This window comes from Mycobacterium sp. NGS58 (assembly GCF_059812385.1).
In genome coordinates this window covers 75,811-95,039 of sequence record NZ_JCALCO010000009.1, presented here as the reverse complement: position 1 = coordinate 95,039, position 19,229 = coordinate 75,811, and the positions used below count along the sequence as shown (strand labels likewise).

General features: G+C 64.1%; 12 protein-coding genes. 2 read left to right on the top strand and 10 right to left on the bottom strand.

The features are described from left to right. Nucleotides 1-5: 5 nt before the first annotated feature. Nucleotides 6-2,480: a hypothetical protein gene (locus AC5Y4H_RS11090; RefSeq protein WP_499981403.1), complete on the bottom strand. Its 2,475-nt coding sequence runs from the start codon at nucleotides 2,478-2,480 to the stop codon at nucleotides 6-8. 654 nt (nucleotides 2,481-3,134) lie between these two features. Here AC5Y4H_RS11090 and AC5Y4H_RS11085 point away from each other — a divergent pair. Both AC5Y4H_RS11085 and AC5Y4H_RS11080 read left to right on the top strand, forming a co-directional pair. Then, nucleotides 3,135-4,496: a hypothetical protein gene (locus tag AC5Y4H_RS11085; protein ID WP_499981400.1), complete on the top strand. Its 1,362-nt coding sequence runs from the start codon at nucleotides 3,135-3,137 to the stop codon at nucleotides 4,494-4,496. Between the two features lie 2,396 nt (nucleotides 4,497-6,892). Then, nucleotides 6,893-7,966 (top strand): hypothetical protein, encoded by a 1,074-nt coding sequence (locus AC5Y4H_RS11080; protein WP_499981398.1) that lies wholly within the window; start codon nucleotides 6,893-6,895, stop codon nucleotides 7,964-7,966. Between the two features lie 478 nt (nucleotides 7,967-8,444). Here AC5Y4H_RS11080 and AC5Y4H_RS11075 read toward each other — a convergent pair whose 3' ends face one another. The 9 genes from AC5Y4H_RS11075 to AC5Y4H_RS11035 form a co-directional block, all read right to left on the bottom strand. Further along, nucleotides 8,445-9,347: a hypothetical protein gene (locus AC5Y4H_RS11075; protein ID WP_499981397.1), complete on the bottom strand. Its 903-nt coding sequence runs from the start codon at nucleotides 9,345-9,347 to the stop codon at nucleotides 8,445-8,447. Nucleotides 9,348-9,835: 488 nt separating this feature from the next. Then, a complete protein-coding gene (locus tag AC5Y4H_RS11070; RefSeq protein ID WP_499981395.1) occupies nucleotides 9,836-12,220 on the bottom strand; it encodes a serine/threonine-protein kinase in 2,385 nt (794 codons plus the stop codon). 425 nt (nucleotides 12,221-12,645) lie between these two features. After that, nucleotides 12,646-13,506: a PP2C family protein-serine/threonine phosphatase gene (locus AC5Y4H_RS11065; protein ID WP_499981393.1), complete on the bottom strand. Its 861-nt coding sequence runs from the start codon at nucleotides 13,504-13,506 to the stop codon at nucleotides 12,646-12,648. After that, nucleotides 13,503-14,060 carry an FHA domain-containing protein gene (locus AC5Y4H_RS11060; RefSeq protein WP_499981392.1) on the bottom strand — a complete coding sequence of 186 codons (558 nt, stop codon included), beginning with the start codon at nucleotides 14,058-14,060 and terminating at the stop codon, nucleotides 13,503-13,505. The genes AC5Y4H_RS11065 and AC5Y4H_RS11060 overlap by 4 nt, the downstream gene beginning before the upstream one ends. Next, on the bottom strand, nucleotides 14,045-14,698 hold the full coding sequence (locus AC5Y4H_RS11055; protein ID WP_499981390.1) for a 4Fe-4S single cluster domain-containing protein: 654 nt from the start codon (nucleotides 14,696-14,698) through the stop codon (nucleotides 14,045-14,047). The genes AC5Y4H_RS11060 and AC5Y4H_RS11055 overlap by 16 nt, the downstream gene beginning before the upstream one ends. Continuing rightward, complete coding sequence (locus AC5Y4H_RS11050; RefSeq protein ID WP_499981388.1) at nucleotides 14,692-16,533, bottom strand: AAA family ATPase; 1,842 nt, start codon at nucleotides 16,531-16,533, stop codon at nucleotides 14,692-14,694. Before AC5Y4H_RS11050 ends, AC5Y4H_RS11055 begins: the two co-directional genes overlap by 7 nt. Then, nucleotides 16,530-17,768, bottom strand: coding sequence for a hypothetical protein (locus AC5Y4H_RS11045; RefSeq protein WP_499981387.1), 1,239 nt, complete (start codon nucleotides 17,766-17,768; stop codon nucleotides 16,530-16,532). The genes AC5Y4H_RS11050 and AC5Y4H_RS11045 overlap by 4 nt, the downstream gene beginning before the upstream one ends. Nucleotides 17,769-17,787: 19 nt before the next feature. Beyond that, nucleotides 17,788-18,501, bottom strand: coding sequence for a hypothetical protein (locus AC5Y4H_RS11040; RefSeq protein WP_499981386.1), 714 nt, complete (start codon nucleotides 18,499-18,501; stop codon nucleotides 17,788-17,790). A 170-nt stretch (nucleotides 18,502-18,671) separates the two neighbouring features. Further along, nucleotides 18,672-18,902, bottom strand: coding sequence for a LuxR C-terminal-related transcriptional regulator (locus AC5Y4H_RS11035; protein ID WP_499981384.1), 231 nt, complete (start codon nucleotides 18,900-18,902; stop codon nucleotides 18,672-18,674). Between the last annotated feature and the right edge of the window lie 327 nt (nucleotides 18,903-19,229).

Genomic DNA, 19,229 nt, shown 5'->3' with positions numbered 1-19,229 from the left:
CGATGCTACTTCCTGCTCAGTGTGGTACCAGACGACCCCATGTTGTGGCTCAGAATCTTGGCGAAGCAGTGATCGGGGTCGAAACCCTGGCTGGCGCACCAACCATTGGCATCAGGGCCGCTGCCAAAAGGCACCCCTGCCACCGTTATCCACCAGGCAGGATCGCTGAACACGGGCCAGTCGCCGGACCACACGAGGCGTGCCGACGGGAATCGCTGCCGAAACTGCATGTGCTCGCGCAAGATGGCACTCGCATCCCAGGTGGCCCCTTCCGCAACCAGGCCTTGACGCTTCGAACTCAGTTGCGGTTGCCACGCATTCAACAGCTGGGCGTCGATGTAGGCACGATCGCTGGATGCGATGTCTTGCAACGCCGCCAGAGCGACCGCCTCTGGCTGTCCCGTCTCCGGAGTACCCGCCTCGGTGGCGGTCACCGCTGAGGTGCTTGCCGCAGCGGCGTAAGATTGATAATCCGTACCGTCTTTGTGGGCCGTCATCCTCAGCTGACTAGGAGGGTAATCTTTTGTTGTCCAATACGTTCCAGCGGGGAAAGTGAATGTCACCGATGTGCCACTGCCAACGGCGATCGGCCGCGACGCCAGGTCAAAGATGCCCGAGGCGACGTCTTGTCCGTTCGCATTCACCACGGTGACGCGAAATCTGTTGTTGGTCAACAAATCCTCTCCCGAGCAACTCGGCGAGATTCTTGTCGAAACGGCAAGACCTTCGGGACCGAAACTGGTCGATTGCGGGTGCAACGCCGCTAGAGCGGAGCACGACGAGGCCCCATTGGCCTGGCCCCAAGTCGGCGCAGTCAGCGCGATACCTGCATTGGACGATGGAGACGATTTACTGCCAGACCATGTCATCGCTATAGCCCCCACGACTATGACGACGGCCAATCCCGCAGCGATCAACAACCCGCGACGCTGATTGAGGCTTCGCGGCAGCGGCGCACCGGCATATAGCGGCGGTGCCGAGACACCGCCCGGACGATCGATTCCTTCTGTTGGCGTGCCCCATCCACGACTCCCGATACCAACTGGCGGACCGATGTGTCCATCGCCGGGGGCGTCGGCGTAGCCACGCGGTGTCGGTGACCCCACACTGGCGGGAGGCGTTGAAAGGTCGGGTGATTCGCCGGCGAACTGTTGGTGGGTGTAGCGGGCCAACTCGTGAGCCTCAGACCAGAGAGTGTAAGCCGAAGGGGCTGGTTCGCTGGTCGGAAAGCGCCTGCATAACACCGCCATCTCTCCGACCACGTCGTATTGGTAGCGGCCGAAGGATCGAGTCCGGACCTCGGCCGGAACGTACTCGTTCTTGTCGATAGGCACGATCAACCCAAACGACTGAGCGTTGTAGGGGCTGAAGAATACGGCCAGGTTCCTGCTGGCATCCACAGGGACGTCGATCTTGAAACCGTCCTCGCCGACCTTGACCCAGCCAGCCTGTTGCAGGTCAGCCTGCAGTTGCGGTGGCACTTCCACTGCGAGGTGTTGCAATCCGGGGAGTCGAGGGAGATCAACGATATTGGCCGAGTCGATGATCCGGGCGAATCCGGCTGGGACGTTGCCGCCGACGGTTCCTATTCCCCACTGCCATGGTTCGCGCAGCTCGCGTAGCCGCATCGCAAAGTGCTCGGTGGAAAAGTTGACATCGCCATCAGCCGTCGCGATGACGGCGATTGCCGAACCAAACCTGCTTTCGAAGCACAACCAATAAAACCCGGTCTGCCCGGAAAACCCGCCCAGCCATTCACTGCTGCCCTGGAGCTCGGTCTGCAGCAAAACCGGCGATAAGCCGGCAAAGGCATCGAAGCACGCGCCGGCATCAGCGGGTCCATACACAAGAAATGACAGGCCGGCCGCGGTCAACAAGCGATGTGCCAGCTGGCGCGGATCATCCGCGGGCAGACCGGGATCGGCCAGGACCGCCTTGGCATCTGCTGCGGGTGGCGGTGATGACACCCGTGGATCCGCCGCGACGGGGTAGCGGCCGGCCGCGGCTAGCGGGCCGTCATTCGAAAGCGCAGCCAGCTTGCGGTCCAGCCGGAACCTCTTCGACACCACCCGGTCGCACAGCGCCATCATCCCCATCCGGGAGTGCCACTCCGATGTCCAGACGCTGACCCGCGTGGTCCCGTCAGCTTGCGTCTCGACCTGAACCGAGACCACCGGTGGTTTGGCCTTGAAGCCGCCAAAACCAAATCCGCGGGCCCGGAAATTCAGCGTCCCCGCCCCATTGACCTGCTTCCAGCCCACGCCGGAAAACGTCTCCCGTACCGCCGCGGTGACGACGTCCGCTCTCGCCCCCACTAACGAATCCTTCTGGCGGCGCGCCAGCACCGACAGGACCCAACCCAACACCGCGGCAACCGCCACATAGAAGAGGAAGAATTTGAACCCGGCGCCGAAGCCGCTAGAAAACGACGCCAGCAGACCGACTGTCCCCACACCAATGACAGCTAACGAAATCTCCATGAAGACCTTCAGATACGTTGAAACATCGATACCGGAACAGGCTCGAAGCCTTCCGGTCAGCCCCGCACCAACCCGACACAGGTAGGCAAACGCAAGCCTGTGTGCTCGGCGGCGACGCTGCGCTGGTGACCGCCCGCACCTCGCGGACAGGTCACCGCGCCGACCGCCATAGGCATGAGCCCATCCGCGCACTCCTGACAATTGGGGCAAAAACGGCCGTCACTCCCGAACGCAACAGTCGCCGCAGCAAATGATTACCAGATTGGCGCCGAATGGGTGGGGTTTTCACCCAGACCAAACGTGCGGCCGCCCACCGTTCACCTATGGGACGTTCTACGCGCACCGATTGGGGTTGCGGCCCGAGCCCTTTCGGCCCGGTTGCGGGATCGGCGCTGGCTCTTGCGTATGGGCATATGAATGGAAGGCTCCACGCAGCACCCGACCGAGGCGGGTGCGAGAGCGCCTCTAGGGACGTCACCAACTGGATGGGTCTGCACCGCACACCCTGAGCCGCACTCGGTCTCGTACGTCGAGTTCGGTGAAGTGCTGAACGGCGAGATAGCGTCTGCCGTATGTTCGGCTACTGGCAGTTTGTGCCAGAGGCTGGGATTGTGTCTGGCAACAGCGCCCAGCGAGAAAACCAGGAGGTCATCTGTGCCCGATGTTGGAGGCTTTCGGCGGCGCCTTGCTGATCAGGCGAAACAGGTGGCGCAGCAGGCGTCGCAAGCGGGTCTGCAGCACATCGAGCAACTGTCGGCCAACCTGGCCCCGGCGGCCGGCCGGCAGTCTGACGAGGCCGAAGTCGGGGCGTCGGATGCCGACGTCGCTGAAGAGGTCAGCCGCGTTCGTGCGTTGCTTGCGAGCCGCCGACCACCCCCGGGTCCGGTACGTGGTCGGTGGTCGATAGGGATCGGCGACCTCCTCGCCGAACACCCTCGGATGCCGGCCGCGGCGCGCGGGCTGGTGCGCAATCTTGACCGATACGGTGGCCTGGCCATTACCGAGCGCACGATCGAGTTTGATCACGATGCGATCGAGTGGGCATCGGTCACCGAGGTCCGGACGCGTAATGTCGTCGAATACCTGTTGTCTGACGCCCTCATTCACCAGATCAGCACCCTTCCGGTGCCGTGGTTCCCCGGCCGCCGTCGGGTCCTCGATGCGCTCTCGAAGGCGCTGCTCACGATGGTGGTCGCGGCAGCCCACGAGCAACTCGACCGGCACGCCGACATGCGTATCCCCGCGGAAGTGGAATACCGGGGCGCAATCCGCCGCAACCGCCAGCTGTCACCGGGCATCCTGGCGGCACTGGCCCTGGCTGATCCGGCGGTGAACCAATGCGTCACGGCCACGGCGCAAGCGCACGGCATAGCGGTACGGGCCGCCGACGACGATGTGCTGAACACAGCGGGCCAGCGCGCCGACCAGCTCCGTGCCAAATTGGGAAGTCTCGAGTCGAAGCTCGGCCGCACACCCACCGTCGCCACAAACTCCTCTGCCGCAGCACCAGTTTCAGCCTTCGGCGCGCCAACCCCGCCCGCGGCACAGCCCGCCGCTCCCGCCTACGACTTACCCGACCAGGGCGACGCCCTGATCCGGCTCGCCCACGATGTGGCCGGCGAATGGGGCGCCGCGGTGATCGCTGCCGAGGTGGCCAGTATCCGGCGCCCCGACGGGGTGTTGGCATTTGACGCAGCGCGCGCGTCCAAGAGCTTCATGAAAGGCCCGGCCCAAAATCTTTCCGCCCTGCTGAACCTGGAGAGCATAACGGTAGGAGTCTGGGCCGGTGGCGGGTTCGGCCTTATGCAGCGGCGGTCGGCGACCAAACAGGTCGAGCAGTTGTGCCGTGAGGGAGGCCTGTTAGCCGGCATCCAGTGGGCATTAGCCAATGGGAGTCGCGACCAGCTCCGGCTCGATCTGCTGCGCGGCATGCTCGTCGACCTACCGCAGTCGATGCCCGGAGGCGAGGAATTCACGCGATCCGAACTCGCCAGCGGCCTGCGGAAGCGGCGCTGAGAAATCGGACTCCAATCCCAGCCGACGATCCGGGCAAGGCGATCATTGCAACGGTGGGGCATCGCAGAAGTTACAGGGAACCACCAGGAGTCACTTCCAGTGGCCACCGTGCGTGTTGCAGACCAGTCCCGTATTGCTGCACTTGTTGCAGGTGAGATTGCTGCGCCCCCCGTTGCATCCTTGACAATCATGCAGAGGCGCATGGCATTTGGTGCATTTCATGTTAACGATTCCTTTCTGTTGTCACGCTGCCGTTACTGGACTATTGCACACGGCTGGCGCGATGGGTATCCGCCAATCGAGCGACGAACGGGGCCGACCCGCCAGCACGAACTCAGTTCCGGGTTGGTGAGCCGACCATACTGTGAGGCGGGGCGGTACGTGAGATGTTCGCTCATTTACGTCGCGACTCGCAGCTTTCGGGCGCCGCTGATTGAGTACCGGAGTCGACGTCCGCGCTCGCACAAAGGAAACAAAAGGTGAGGAGCCAGCCCCGCCATCGGACGGCCGAAGCCGACGTCTACGCACCTTTTGGGAGGTTTGGGCCGGCTTTGACATTTCGACATCACCCGTGGAGTGACGGCCACAACAAAGACCGTCATCGCGAAGGCGAAGAAGGCAGGCCACAAACTCCGTGGCATCTCTAGATAGTTAGACTGACCGTCCGCCGTGCGGCGAACCTGCTGACGCCACCAAACTATCCGTCCACTGAAGAGCCGACACAATTCACGACCGACTGACGTTGCCTCACCAGCAATGTGTCTATACGGCGGGAGAACCCGAGGCGCCGTCATTCGAACGACGTATTGCGATATGGCAACGCCAACGCGATGATTGTGCAATGATGGTCGAGCCACCGATCATGCCCGATCACATTGTCCCGGAAGGTCTTTGCCGTGAGCGAATGCACCAAGTGCCACCGACCGCTTCAGAAGTGCCAGAAGTGTAATGGCCGCGGCGGTATCAGCGACTTCGGAAACCGGGTCAACTGCAGGACATGCGACGCCACCGGCCAGGTGTGCAGCCAACATGGTGGCTTATGGAAGTGACCCGCACAGCCTGGGTCTGCGCCGGCCACTCCGACGACGTCTCCGTGCGGACTCGCCGGGCCGCGTTTCCGTCTAGTCTGGCACGAAAGCTCCTAGCGGTTGTAGTTACTTAGCTCTTGTTGCAAGCGCGGCAATCCGCCCGGCGCGCGTAGTTGTCTGTTCTGCTCAGTAAATCACTGTTACAGGGACGAGCCGCTATATTCGTCCATCGATCGTCGGACCCTTCGAGCGCTGCGATTTCAAACCCGGGCCTCAAATTCGGGACCACACCTGATCTGGCGCATCTGGTCGACGCAGCGGCGTCGACGGAATTCAGCGAGCAGGAAACAAACGGCTTGTCGTCCAACGCATCCGTCATTCTCGGACGAGCGCCGGACGAGTTGGCGCCGCCGGCTCGCTATAGACGTCGATAATTCGCGCGTCCAGAACACTAGCAATACGATGCACCGTCCTCGTGGATGGCGCCCCCTGGTAGTTGACGCAGAGGCAAGAACGATCACAGGTCGGTTCGACACGCCATGGCATCAGTCAAACGGACCGCGTGTCACTCGGCCATAGCCGCCGCGGCCCGCACTGACAGACCGATGCCGCCCATCTAACCCCTTTAAGTCGGGCGGTAGAAGCCCACTGGCGGTGAACGCCATTGTTTTTCGGCAATGCCGAGACAAGGTGCTTCGGCAAAATTGACGGTATAGAGAGCGCGGTCCTAAATGGACGGTCGCATGGGTGTCAGGTTGTCGAAGGAGGCGAGACGTGACCCAGTACGCGTCTGTCGTGGCATTGAGGAAGGTCGCGGCGGTGGCCTCCGCAGCTGCCGCATTGTCGGTTCTGCCGTGGTCGGCACCGGCCGCGGCGTCCCCATCGACACCCATCGTGCCGCAGCCGCCGCCCGTTCCTGCGCTCCCGCCCCAGCAGCACACTCAGATGCGGGCCCCGGTCCCGATTAATCCACCCAAGCAGGCGGCGCCACCGCCCGTGCAGCGAACCGCCACTCAGATACCACCGCCAGTGTCGGTGCAGCACAACGGCACTTATACCCAACCGCCACCTGCGGAACACACGGTCACGCCGGCGCCGCCGCGGCACACTGAGGCGACCGAGCCTGTACCGTCCGAGCCGAGGGCTACACCGACGCACCCGGTACCATCGGGTGACCTCTCGCCGAGCCCGGGCGAGACGGCAACATCAGCGGCGGCCCACCCCACTGAAAGGCCGCAGCCCAGCGGCGCTCCAGCGGTCGGCGAACCGTCCATCAGCGCCTCGGCGCCAAGCCCTATCTCCACTGTTTCCGCGACACCTCGGGCATCCGAGCCGGGCGCCACCACCCGGGCCGGAACGGGCCCAGGCGTGAGTCCGACCTGGAGCACTACCGGACCGAGCGGTCGCCAAAGCGCGGTGCTGCACGCAGAAGGCACCTCGGCCACGGTGCCGGTCGCCATACCCCCCGAGCCTATTTCGGTCGCACATGAGGCGGTCGAGGCCGCCCGGTCGGCGCCCGCCACGTTGATCGACCCAGCGCAGCCACCACCACCGCCGCCGACCGCGAACTTCAATGAGCAAGTCCAGGCAGCCGTCCGCGCGAATGTTCACCATGACGACGGGGTCTACCACCCGCAGCACTGGGACTATGTGGACTACGACGAGTACCACCGGCCCACCTTGTTCAATCCGCTCGGTAATGACGTCACCTTCCGGTACTTCTGTAATGGTGCCTACCAGACGGTTTCGGTGCCGCCCGGCGGTCGTGTACTGCTGAACATGGCCACCCCAGGAGTGTTTCCGTTCACCGTGGCGGCAGGCGAACTCCTCTCGGTCGGAAGTTTCTTGGGTGGCGCCTGGATCCCCCCGGTGGACTGGACCGGCCCCCCGCCAGTCGATTGGCAACCGTGGACGCCGTCGACGTATTCCGGAGTGCCGGTGGACTTCGCCAACGCCGGTCAGACGGTGATTGTGGACCGGGTCACCGAGGTCGGCCATGACGACACGCTGCCGGCGGGGCAACGCGATGTCGTCATGCTCAACGACTCGACACTGGGAAGCGGTGAGATACAAGCTGATCCGGATGGCGGCACTCCACACATCACCCTTCAAAAGACACAGCAGCTGCCGGGTGTGAGCCCGTGGAACGATGGACGGGATTGGATCAACACCTCCGTCGAGAAGCCTGCCCCCCCACACGACAACCTTCTGCCGTGGGTCATCGGCGGTCTTGCCGCGGTGCTCGCACTGCTGGGCGGCCTCGCGGCATGGGTGTGGAGGCACCCGCTCGGCCGACACGCCTTAGCAGGCGCACCCACCGCCAATGCGCCCACCGAAGGCTTCAATCCGGCCGGACCCACCGAATGGTTCTACAGCGACGACCGAACTCCGGAACGAATGTCCGACCACACCGGGGCCGCGTGGAGTGGAACCAACACGTAGTGCGACACCGGCGAACCGTGCGCGGTCAGCAAAGGTGGACACAAATCACGACAACTACAGGAGCACAGCCGATCACAGATTTGGCCATTTCTGCACGACACAACCCCACACCACGAGGCGAGCCGCCGCTCGCCGCGGCATGTCCCTTTAAGCGATCCGTACCGGCAATTCTCCCGTGCATGGGTGTCCTCGGGATGTGGAACTTTGAGGTTCCGCGGGGCAGTGTCGCTTGCCCCCCAGTGGTAGACCAGCCTTGATCCATCGCGCAGCTAAAAACTGCCGACCTTTATCAGTGGGCCCCAGGGTGGAAACCCTGACGGCGCACAACACATCACCGCAGGCAAGACGTGATTCTGTTTCGCGGAAGCCTACTGTCAGTGGCCCGGTAGCCGCGGCGGCCCAGCTGCTGTCTTGTCCGGCAGCACCATTTACCCGGGCGCGTGCTGAGGGCATCTGACATCCATCGTCCGCTTGCCCTTTACAGGGTCTTCTTCACCCACCGGAGGATGCCCCATGCAACAAGCATCGCTAAAGCAATCATGAACCAAGGGAAGTTGGTGAACTCAACCCATTGATCCGGCCTGGAAGAACGGAGACCTAGGCTCCAAAGGCCCAGGAGAAGGCCAACTACCGCGACTATTCCCGCCAATGTCTGCAGTTTGCCGACCGTTTTCATCGACTCCCGTCGTCGTTCTACGTGGGCGCGCCGCGTCTCGACTTCGGCCTGTTTGCTTTGCTGCTGATGAACCGTAGCCAGCAATTGGGCGCGTCGGTCAGGTGTGAGATGGAAGTCAGTCAGAGGGGGAAGCGTACAGCGGCTGCCCGCGTCCTGATCGAAGGGAGACAAGGTCTCTCGTTGTCGGACCCGGCCAGTCCGGAGGTCCTCCAGCAGCCGACGCAAGCCATCTCCTTTACTCTCGTGCAGCAGCGCACTGTCGGCCGCGCGCAGGACGTCACCCCAATTGACCCCCTGCTGGCTGGCGCGCCGTTGAAAGTCAAAGTCTTCGGCTTGGCGGTCGCTCATCGGCGCGGAGCTGTGCTCCTTCTGCGAGCGAAACCACCACTGGCCGTCGGCCTTACGCCCCGTGACGCTCCGTTCGGTGAACCTGATAAGTCGAAGATCGCCGTTGAGCGAAAGGACGTACAGATGCTGCTCGTATTCCTCCTCCTTTGGATCACTGCCAGGGCTGTCGTACCGGTTAAAGGCATAATCCAGCAGCCAGTGCGGTCCGCAGACGTCGACAAACTGTTCGGCTGTTCTCAAATACCCAAGGCCTGGCGCTGGCGGGATCGGAGTTTCTTGAGCCGCTCTGACCGACAAGGCCCGTAGCGCTTGCCAGTCCAACGTGGTCGTTTCGTAGTGTTCAAGCTGCGGTTCCATTACAGGATTCTTTCTTATTTCGCCTTTAAATAAGGATCGGCCGTCCCATGCGCCGCCCTGATCCATGGCTTCTGGCCCGACTTAGCGTCTACTCTCAATATCCGCCGCGCCGGTTGCATACGGAGCTCGTACTATTGCACTTGCTGCAAAGTTTCTCCCCCGACAGAGCGTTTGTTCAATTCGTCTGTCATTCCCATCTCTTTGCCCTCCTGTCATTTCTTGTTGACCTTTGTCATAGTGGCGAAGTTCGGCGTTAGGGTGGTATCGCCCCTTCGCATCCATACCGCCAGCCGGTCCTTCAGCTCTCGCGTGCACTGATCGGAATTTAATCTCGGAAACCGTTGTGCCACCGTAAGCTTGGAACTGGCGCGTCCAACTAAAGTTCCCGAACGTAGCTTCTCGGCGTACAGAGTTCTTCTGAAGGGACCGCGACGCTGGTTGAACCAGCTATCACCAGTAAGTTGAAGTGAAGGAGTCATCGTGCTGCATCACGTCAGCGCGAAGTCGTTGCGCTGGGCGCCGTCAAGGCTGTAGCGCAGTTGACGTCCTTTGGCTGTTTTGATGTTGATGAAGATGTCGGTGAGGGTAAACCCGCCTCGCGAGACATTGGTGTTGTCCCAACTATTGGCCACGAAAGTGTCTCCGTCGGAAAGGGTGAATACGCCGACTTGGTTCCAGCCCTTGTACACCACGACCCGATTGCACGCGCTCCCCGCCAGATCGGTGGTTTTGGCCAGGTAATTCTGCCACATCTGGTGATCGCCGTTCTTGAAGTTCAGGTCGAAATAGGAGGAGCTGCAAGTGTAGTAATGCTTGTCGAAGGGAAAGGATGTGCTCGAAAGGCGATCGATCGCCTTGGCTTCGGCGCCGTCCCAGCTGCCGCTGGCGTGATTGGCCGCCATGATCGCGCCGATAAGTGCGACGACACCGATTCCCGTCGACAGTGGCCGTCCTTGCACCGGGGGCCACAATAGTGCGACGGCCAACACGATCAGGATGAAAAACACCCCAGCCAGGTAGTAAGCCGGGAAGTGGTCGCTGAACTTGCGTACGTCGTCAGTCAATACGGCAGGGTTGGGCTTCAGTAGTGGTGTCTTGCCCATGACGAAATAGCCCAGTCCGAGGGGAATGAGGACAGTGATGCATAACCCCACTGCCCACATTAAGGCCCGGCCGTCGCGGTCCCGCCTGGTGCGCAGACGAGCCCGCTCCGCGCTTTGCTGTTCTTGGGCAAGCACTTCGGCTTGTCGACGTTGATCTTCGGCCCGGGCAATCGCGCGTCGACGTTCGGCTTGCACGAGGGCGGTGGTAGCCGCCTGATCGTAGATGGCGGCAAGGTCGGCCAGCGTGACTGCCAGCGCCTTGAGGGCGATTTCGTCGTGATCGGCTTCCGAAGATGGACGTGCAGCGGCGCCGGACGCGGGGTGTGATGCGGCCGTGCTGCACAGCTCGGCGAACCATTGGGGCGAGCGGGCACGGATTCGCGCGAACTCATCGCGGATTCCTCTGGCGGCGCCCGGCGAGAGCAGCGCCGCCCTGGCCAGGCCGCGGGCCCGGGCCACGCAGAGCGGTAGGCCGTCACGCACCGCCGTACCGACGTCGACGCCTTCGACCCAACTGGCTGCGCCACGGCTGATCTGCGCGCGGGCTTCATCGATCGTGTGATCGAGGCGCTCAGCGAATCTGGATAACGAGGCCAGTGCGTAGTACTCGTCCGATTGGCCGGCAGGTCCGGCGGTGTCGTTGCGTTGCGTGTCGGCCAGCGCGGCAGCGACGGCCGGGGTTAGCGTCGCGAGCAGCTCGTCCTGTTCCCAATGCTCGGAGGCCTGGACATAGCGTCCGGCGAGATCTCGCGCGCTGATGCGGGCGCCTCGGAAGGTCAGGTCCTGGCCGCCAAGGTAGTGGGCGGTGAACTCGATGATCCGCGTGTCGACGCGTGACTTGTCGCCGCCTGCGATCGGGAGCAGTGAATTCACATCGATGTGAGTGTCGTTGACTTCTTCACGGATCCAGGTGCGCAGCGTCGTGCATTCTTCCTCGGAGGTGAACACCCGCGCGGCTTCCTCCCAGTGCGCCACCATGTGCGAGGCCAGTGCAGCCGGGTCGGTGAACCGGCTTCCGTCGACGAACCGATACGGCCGCACAGCGTGTTCGAAAAATCCGTGTTGCGGCCGGTGTGCCGCCACGGGCGGTGAATCCCCGGCCAGCCAGGCCCGTACTTGCGGGGCCGCCCATCGGTGATCGGGATCGTGCGTTAACAGCCCACGGCACAGCATGTTCCAACGTTCGTCGGTGATCATTGTCAGATCGATCGAACCCATGGTGATGACATGGCGGATCATGTTCTCGTCGCGCAGCGGGTTGCCGCGGCTGTCCTTGAACGGGTGCACGCCGGTAAGCACTTCACACAGCGTCATCCCGAGTGCCCACCAGTCGCGCGCGGCGCCGGCGTCGCTCATGTTGAGAGTTTCAGGTGACTGGTAGACCAGAGTGCCCTTGATGCCGCCGGTGGTCTCTCGGCGGGATCGGCGCAGTTCGGCCAGCTCTGCGGCGATGCCGAGGTCAGCCAGCACCAGATCCATCGGGTTGCGGCTGCGGATAAGGATGTTCGCGGGTTTGATGTCGCGGTGCACAATGTGCAGTTGGTTGTGGATGTAATCCAGGGCGTCGGTCATCTCGATGAGGATGTCGCGGGCGAGGCCGGTCATGGTGCCGCCGGTGCGCTGCAACAAGCTTTCCAGAGAGCCTTGCGGGAGGTAGTCCATGACTTCGATGAACCGGGGTGTCTTCCAGCCGGTATAGGTTGACCGGGTTACCGGCAGGACATGGGCCGGATCGGCGGTGGCCAGTTGCTGAACGAAGCCCTGCGGCAAGGTGATTCCGCGGCGGTAGATCTTGACGACGTTGAGATGACCATCGCGGCGGCGGCGGATCAGCGCGACGTCGGCCTCGCCCCCGGAGTCGAACTCCTCGGCGACGTCGTATTCGCGGGAAAGGTAGTCGGGCAGCACGAGGTCGCTGACCGGGCCCAGGCGATCAGAAGTGTCAACCGGATCGTCGCGGCGCGTCCCGATGCCGGGGTTGTCGCGCGTGGTCGGAACGTGGCGGTCGCGCAACGTCGGAGGGCGCACGTCGCGGGTGGTGGGCGGCCGCGGATCACGACTCGTAGGCGGTTGTACGTCACCGGTGGTCCTGCCGGGTGCCCGACGCAGCCAGTCGCGGGCGCCCGGGCGCTCGGGGGTCACCGCTGCGTCGGGGAATCGCGGCGTGCTGGGGGGTGGATCGTTCCACTCGTGGGTCATGGGCGTTCGCCTTGAGGTTCGGGAGGCGTGGCTGGCGCACGCTGTCCGTTGTCCGGTATCGGTGGGGAGGCTGCGGAGTCCAGCGCGTCGATGGGGACTTTCCCTTGTGTCGCAACGGCTTCGGTGCGGGGTGCGACATCCGGAACATCGATGAGGATCAGCGAGAAGTTGTCCTCGGCGCCGTTGGCGCGGGTGGAGTCGATGATCGATGCCGCGCACTGCCAAGAGTTGGGCTGCAGCGCGGCGGTGCGCAGGGTCGCCGGCGACAGCCCGCCGCTGACGCCGTCAGAGCAAATCAGGTAGGTGGCGCCGTCGCGGGCAAAGGAGTGCACGTGCGGGGTCACGGGGCTGGGTTGTCCCAATGACTGGGTGATCACGTTGGTGGGCCGCCCACCGGTAGCAAGGACCGCATCATCGACCGAGACTTGTTGCAAGAAGCCGTCGTTGATGGTGTACACCCGGCTGTCGCCGATGTTGAATACGATGACTTCGTCAGGTTGAACGCACACGCCGGCGATGGTGGTGCCCATGCCGCGCAACTCAGAGTTGGCACCGCTACTGCGTACTCGCTCGTTGGCGTCGATGAGGGCCGCCGTGACATCGTCCGATGTGCGCCAGCTTTGACCGGAATCGGCTATGACCCCCAGCGCTATCCGGCTGGCCAGATCGCCGCCGGCGTGCCCACCCATCCCGTCCGCGACCGCGCAGACCACGGGACTGGCGGCCTCCTCGATCTGCATGGCCACGAGAGCGCCGACCGCACTTTGGCACATCCATCCCGCCACGAGCAACGCGTCCTCGTTACGGCTGCGGACCAGCCCGGTGTCGGTGAAGGCGGTCACGGTGAGCGTTCTCATTCGCGTGCCCTCGTGACGGTGACGGTGGCGCACAGACGATTGCCGAAGCCGATGACATCGTTGTGGCACAAGGGTTGTCGGCGGCCGGGGGTAGTAGGGATGCCGTTGATGGTGGTTCCGTTGGTGGAATCGAGATCCTCGATGGACAGCTGACCGTCCTCGAGAACGATCCTGGCGTGCTCGCGCGAGACATTGTCAAAGGTGTCGATTTGCGCGCCACACACTGCGCCGAAATTGCGGCCCACCGTCAATCCGCTGGCTGGAACAGTAACTGTGCCCCAGGGGAACTCGAGCGCGCCACCGCCGACCGGTGTGCCAGGACTCGCGGTGGGGCGCGGGGCCGCGAGGTAGGCGGCCAGTTCACGGTGACCGGCGTCGGGGGGGCCGGCGGCGTGCAGCGGGCAGGGCAGCGGCATGCCGCAGCCCGCGGCTTCACAAGTGGCCGGGGATTCGGCCGCCGGGGTGACATAGGGCTGTAACGGTTCCAGACATCCCGGGATGCAGGACTGGCCTTCGACCGGCCCGTGGGCCGGGCACATCATCGTGGTTGCCATGACACCTCTTTCAATGTGACTCCGTCGTCACGTAGGGCCTTCTGCAGTCGTTGCAGGTCACCCCGACCTGGGATTCCGATCATCCACACCTGTCCGTCGCTGACGCTGAACTGCATCTGTGGCTCGCTGGCGGTGGCGTCCACATAATCCTGGTAGAGCCGCCGGCCGCGTTCGCTCAGCGGGATCAGCCGTTGGTTGGCGGAGCCGCGCCACAGCAGCGAGGTCGGTTCGGTGATCTGAAACCGCCCGGTGATGATGGCGTCAATGAGATCTTGTGCCCAAGGGCATCTTTGGTGGAATTCCGCCTCCTCCAGGCCGGTGTAACACAGGATGTCACCGGTGAACGCGCCGCGGTGACGCAGCATGTCGATGCCCTCCACTAGAAGCCGCAAGGACTCGGGTTGCTCGCTGGGTTCGCCCCCGCTGATGGTGACGCCGTCCACCTGCCCGCCGTCACAGATGTCGGTGAACCAGGCCAGCACTGCGGTGACACTCATCGCCACGCCGCCGCCATGGCTCCAGGTATCGCGGGACACGCAGCCCGGGCAGCCAAGGGCGCATCCTTGGACCCAGATCCCCGCCCGGGTTCCGGGGCCCAACACCGTCACCGGATAGTGCAGTCGGGAGATTCTTAACATCCCCGCAACTCCAATTCCCAGTTCTGGCCCAGCTTTTTCACGTGGGTGATCTCCTGCGGCGCCGCGGTGTTCGTCGCGGCGAACAGCGCTCGCGAAAGCGGATTGACCAGGATGGTTTCGATCGCTGACATGACACCGCGGCCGCCATTGGCAGAATCGGCGGTCGCCGCGGCCCGGATCTCCTCACGCGCCTGTGCCGAGATGACGATCGATGCGCCGATGCGGTTGGATGCGGCTTCCAGCGCGCGTGAGATTGAAGTGTCGGCGATCTGGTTCAAGCTGTCGGGCCGTAGGAAGTCGAACACCACCACGCCTTCGCGCAGGCGGTTGTAGAGCTCGGGCCGGCCCAGGTGCTCGCGGAAGTAGACCTCCACATATTCGCGGACCTTGCTGTCGATGGTTTCGGCTGAATCGGCCATGGTGACGTTGTTGACCGGTGCGCCGTCGGGCCCAGCCACGATGATGCCCAAGTTTGTGGTGAACACGATGATCGATTCGGTGAAATGCACTGTGGCGCCGCGCCCGTCAGTGAGCCGTCCATCATCAAGGATCTGAAGGAACTTGTCGAGAATGCGGGGGTGCGCCTTCTCGATTTCGTCGAACAAGATGACCTGGAAGGGTCGTGAGCGCACCCCGTTGGTGAGTTCCCCGCCGGCATCGAAGCCGATGTAGCCGGGGGGTGCGCCGATCAGCCGGGCCTCGTTCTGTTCGGCGGCGAATTCGCTCATATCGAAACGCAGATAGGCGTTTTCGTCTCCAAAGACGATGTCGGCGATGACTTTGGCGAGTTCGGTCTTTCCGACCCCGGTCGGCCCGGCGAAGAACAGCACGCCGCGGGGCTTGCCGGTTCCCGAGCGCAGCTGGGCACCCCCGAGGCCCATGACGGCGCGTTTGAGTAGATCGAGAGTGCGCATCACCGCGTGGGGTTGGCCTAAGACCCGTTGCGGGAGCTGGATTTCGGCGGCGGCGATGCGCTCGCGCAGTTCGGGTTTGGTCCAGGGATTGTCCGGGACGCCGACGCGGTAGGTGCGGACCGCATCCGCGATCGAGGTGGCAGGCAGGTTGCTGGCCGACGCCAGTGCGCAGATGTCGCGGATCGCCCGACAGTGCATGCCATGGGTCAGCTCGGCGAAGGACGCGACGAGGCTTTTGGCTGCCCGCTCCTCGGCGGGGAACCCCGGCACGCGGGGCAGCATGGTCGCGCACATCTGCATCCTGGCCGACAGGTCGGGGTCAGGTACGACGGTGGTGCGGATGGCGTGGTTGCCGGAGCCGAACCAGGTCGGCAGCTCACCGGGACGATCGACCAGCCACAACACCACCGGATAGCTGCTCGCGAAACGCACTGCACTATAAGCCATTTGGTTGGCCGCCGCCAAGAACGTACGCTGCTCTTCGGTGAGCCGGTCGTCGAAGAGCCGTCCCGCGTCGGGAAACATCAGCGCGATGGGCGGGCCCGGGTCGACGCCGGGGCGCACCGTGACTATTGCTTCGAGCAGACGTCGCAGCATATCCCAGGACAACCGTTGGCCTAGTTCAAGTTTGGGTACTGCCTGCAGGACCCGGCTGGCATCCGGTTGGAAGGAGCCGCTCGCGTCGGGTACCACGGCGAGCCCGGCTGAATGCGTGTAGGTCAGCAGTGCTGCAAAACCCTGGCGGCGCAGCGTAAACCACACCGCGTCGATGATCGGCATCGGCCAGCAACGACCTTCGGGGTCTTCCAGCAGGTACATGTCGCGCAGGTTGCCGCTCAAGATCAACTGCGGGTGCATGCGCGTGGCCAGGTCGATCTCGCGAATCCACGCCGGGCGGATATCGGTCTCTGCTGAGGTCATCGCCGGTGCATCATTTCGGCGGCGGGATCCTGGTGAGCCTGCGCATCCTCGGCAGCCCGGCTCAGGCCGCCCAGTTGCACATCGCTGACCTGTTGCACGCCGTGCGCGCCGGCCGCGGCACGGATGTCGATGTCGAGTTTGACGCCGTCGCGTGCGGCAACGGTGACCAGCGAGTCAAGCGCCTCGCAGAAGTTGCGTTCGGCGGCGACGTCTTCCTGCGGACTGGTCAGTGCCGCATCGGATTTGACCGCCTGCGCGGTGAACCGCGCCGATCCGGGCTCGAGTCGCACTTTGATGCCGTACCGCGAAGATCCGCTGCGGGCGTAGGCCGTGGCCCGCTCTCCCCCGAGCTCGGTAGCGAACTCGGGCCCGATTCGGTAGCCGAGGCTTTCCAGCGCGGCATTCATCACCCTGACCACGTGCAACCGGTCAGCCTCAGCATCGGCGTGCCGAACCGCTTCCTCGACCAGCTCGGGCAAGTCGTCGGGCATGCTGGTGACCTCTTCGGAGAGCAGGCGGGCGATGCGGTCACGAAGCCGGGTCGCGACGGGTCCGCCCAGCTCGGCGACACGGGCCTGCAATACCGACAACTCAGCGCGCACCGTGCGGATGTCGGCGACGCGGGCCGCGGCCGCGCGCGCATCGTCGACGACAAGATCCAACTCGCGAACCAAGAGGTCGATCCGCGACTGGGATCGCGCGGCCGCGATGTCGCTGACCAGTGCCTCCACCTGCGCGGTGTCGTGGTCGAGGCCGGCTAGTGCGTCGAGGCGTCGCCGCACGCGCTGTTCGGTGCCGACCCGGTCAATAGCGCCGGTGGCCGACGCCGGCGACGTCGCGGCATGGGCTCGGCGCTGTGCAGTCGCCCTTTTCGGGGTCTCCGTCTGTGACGATGCCCCGAGGCTGTCGACGATGCGGGCGATACTGGCCGCGTGGCGGCGGGCAGCAACCCGCTCGCGGGCCGCCGTCGCCGCAGCCGCGACCGCATCCGCGGCTTCCTGTAACTCTGCGGCAGCGCGGGCACAGGCCGACGAATCGGCGTCGGCAGGTGGCGCGGTCGGCCGCGCCGAGGTGAGCGATTCCCCGCTGACGGCCCTCACGGCCGAGAGCAAGACGTTCGACGATTCCCATGCGCTCTGGGCGCGCGCATAGTCGGCCTTCGCGTCGCGGAGCATCCGCGCTTCGCGCTGCTCAGCGATTTCGACTTGATAGGAACCGCCTTTGGGGCCACTCATTTTCTCCGCCTCCTGCCGGTCATCGCCGCGCCCTGAAGGGGGCGCACACCGCCCGGGTCGCGAAGTACGCCCCGCAGAACACGATCAGCAGAACGGCGCCGCTGTAATTTGTGCCCCCGCAGCCTCCTCCACCCGCTGCCGCGGCGTAAATACATTGCATGCCAAACGCCACGCCAGCGACGCCCAAAACGGCCTCGCCGTGTTTCACCACGAACCAGCCCAACAGCGCCGCCCCAACGACCATGGCGGCCAACGCGAGCAGATTTCCCGACGACTCGTTGCCAGCGATGAATGTCGCAGCGGCTATGAGGATCTGGACTGAACCGTACAACGCCAGCCCGGTTGCCGAGCCAGGCGCTCGTCGGCTCATCAGGAAGCTGGCGGCAAACGTCAAGCCTGCCACCGCGGCCAAGAGCAACACGGCCAAGAACCGCAGCAGCGGCGGAGGACCCTGCAGGCATCCATTGGACCGCACAAACGTCACCACCGCCGGCACCGCGGCCACCACGCCCAGCGCGGAGTATAACCACCCAGCCAGCGACGACAACCACGCCCCTGCCGCCGCGAAGACTGCCGCGGCGATGCCCATCCCGATCGCCACCGCGACGACACCGTTCAGCGCGGCATTACCGGTGGCGGCGAGCTGTGCGAGCCCGACGGCACCGATCAGTCCCCGCACGAAAGGCCCGATCGCTGCCTGTCGCCGGACGGCCAGGTCACCGGTTTGTCGCATGCTCAGCATCGGACCCCGTCGGAAAGCCCCGAGGTGTCGTCCAGCGACCCGGCGTTGCTGCGTGCTCCCCCCATGTCGGTGATCGTTGCATAGGGTTGCCGCTCATCCATTGCCTTTCGACAACGTCGCATCAGGCGACACCGTCAAACACCGCCGGCGTGCGGTGCACGCTACAGCTCGTCGAGGTCGACAAGCCCATCTTGGATCGCCCTGACCACCAAGGCGGCCTTGGTGTTCGCGGGACGCCCCACCGCCGCGTACTTGGCGCGGATGCGCTGCAAGTGTGTGCCGACCGTGCCGATAGAAATGTGCAGGGAGCGCCCGACCCCGAGCTTGGTGTCTTTTCGCAGCCACTCGAGCAGTACCTCAATTTCGCGCGCGCTCAGCTGTGGTCGTTTCACGCCGTTGCCATTGGTTTCGTCGGGTCGATCAGCCCGACCGCTCAGACAGCTCATGCTTTGATAACCCCGGGCTGCAGTACTCCTCGACGCGAGGCCCGCGTGCGATGTGGAGGTGGTCATGGACTAACAGATACGACACCGCCGCGACGGCTCATTGCCGCTGCGCAATCGCGGCTGTCGTGAACCGGGTAGACCTGGTCACATTCCATTAGAGGATTGTCGGCAGCCAATGAACGCTCGGCCACCTCTGCAATGTTGCCTGTATGACGTCATTTCGCCGCCGCGAGCGACGCCGGCGTCTGCGCGGCGACCCGCGCCGCATGCCCT

Coding starts and splice junctions, on each gene's coding strand:
- AC5Y4H_RS11090 (WP_499981403.1), bottom strand. CDS start 2,480: ATGGAGATTTCGTTAGCTGTCATTGGTGTGGGGACAGTCGGTCTGCTG.
- AC5Y4H_RS11075 (WP_499981397.1), bottom strand. CDS start 9,347: ATGGAACCGCAGCTTGAACACTACGAAACGACCACGTTGGACTGGCAA.
- AC5Y4H_RS11065 (WP_499981393.1), bottom strand. CDS start 13,506: ATGAGAACGCTCACCGTGACCGCCTTCACCGACACCGGGCTGGTCCGC.
- AC5Y4H_RS11060 (WP_499981392.1), bottom strand. CDS start 14,060: ATGGCAACCACGATGATGTGCCCGGCCCACGGGCCGGTCGAAGGCCAG.
- AC5Y4H_RS11055 (WP_499981390.1), bottom strand. CDS start 14,698: ATGTTAAGAATCTCCCGACTGCACTATCCGGTGACGGTGTTGGGCCCC.
- AC5Y4H_RS11050 (WP_499981388.1), bottom strand. CDS start 16,533: ATGACCTCAGCAGAGACCGATATCCGCCCGGCGTGGATTCGCGAGATC.
- AC5Y4H_RS11045 (WP_499981387.1), bottom strand. CDS start 17,768: ATGAGTGGCCCCAAAGGCGGTTCCTATCAAGTCGAAATCGCTGAGCAG.
- AC5Y4H_RS11040 (WP_499981386.1), bottom strand. CDS start 18,501: ATGCGACAAACCGGTGACCTGGCCGTCCGGCGACAGGCAGCGATCGGG.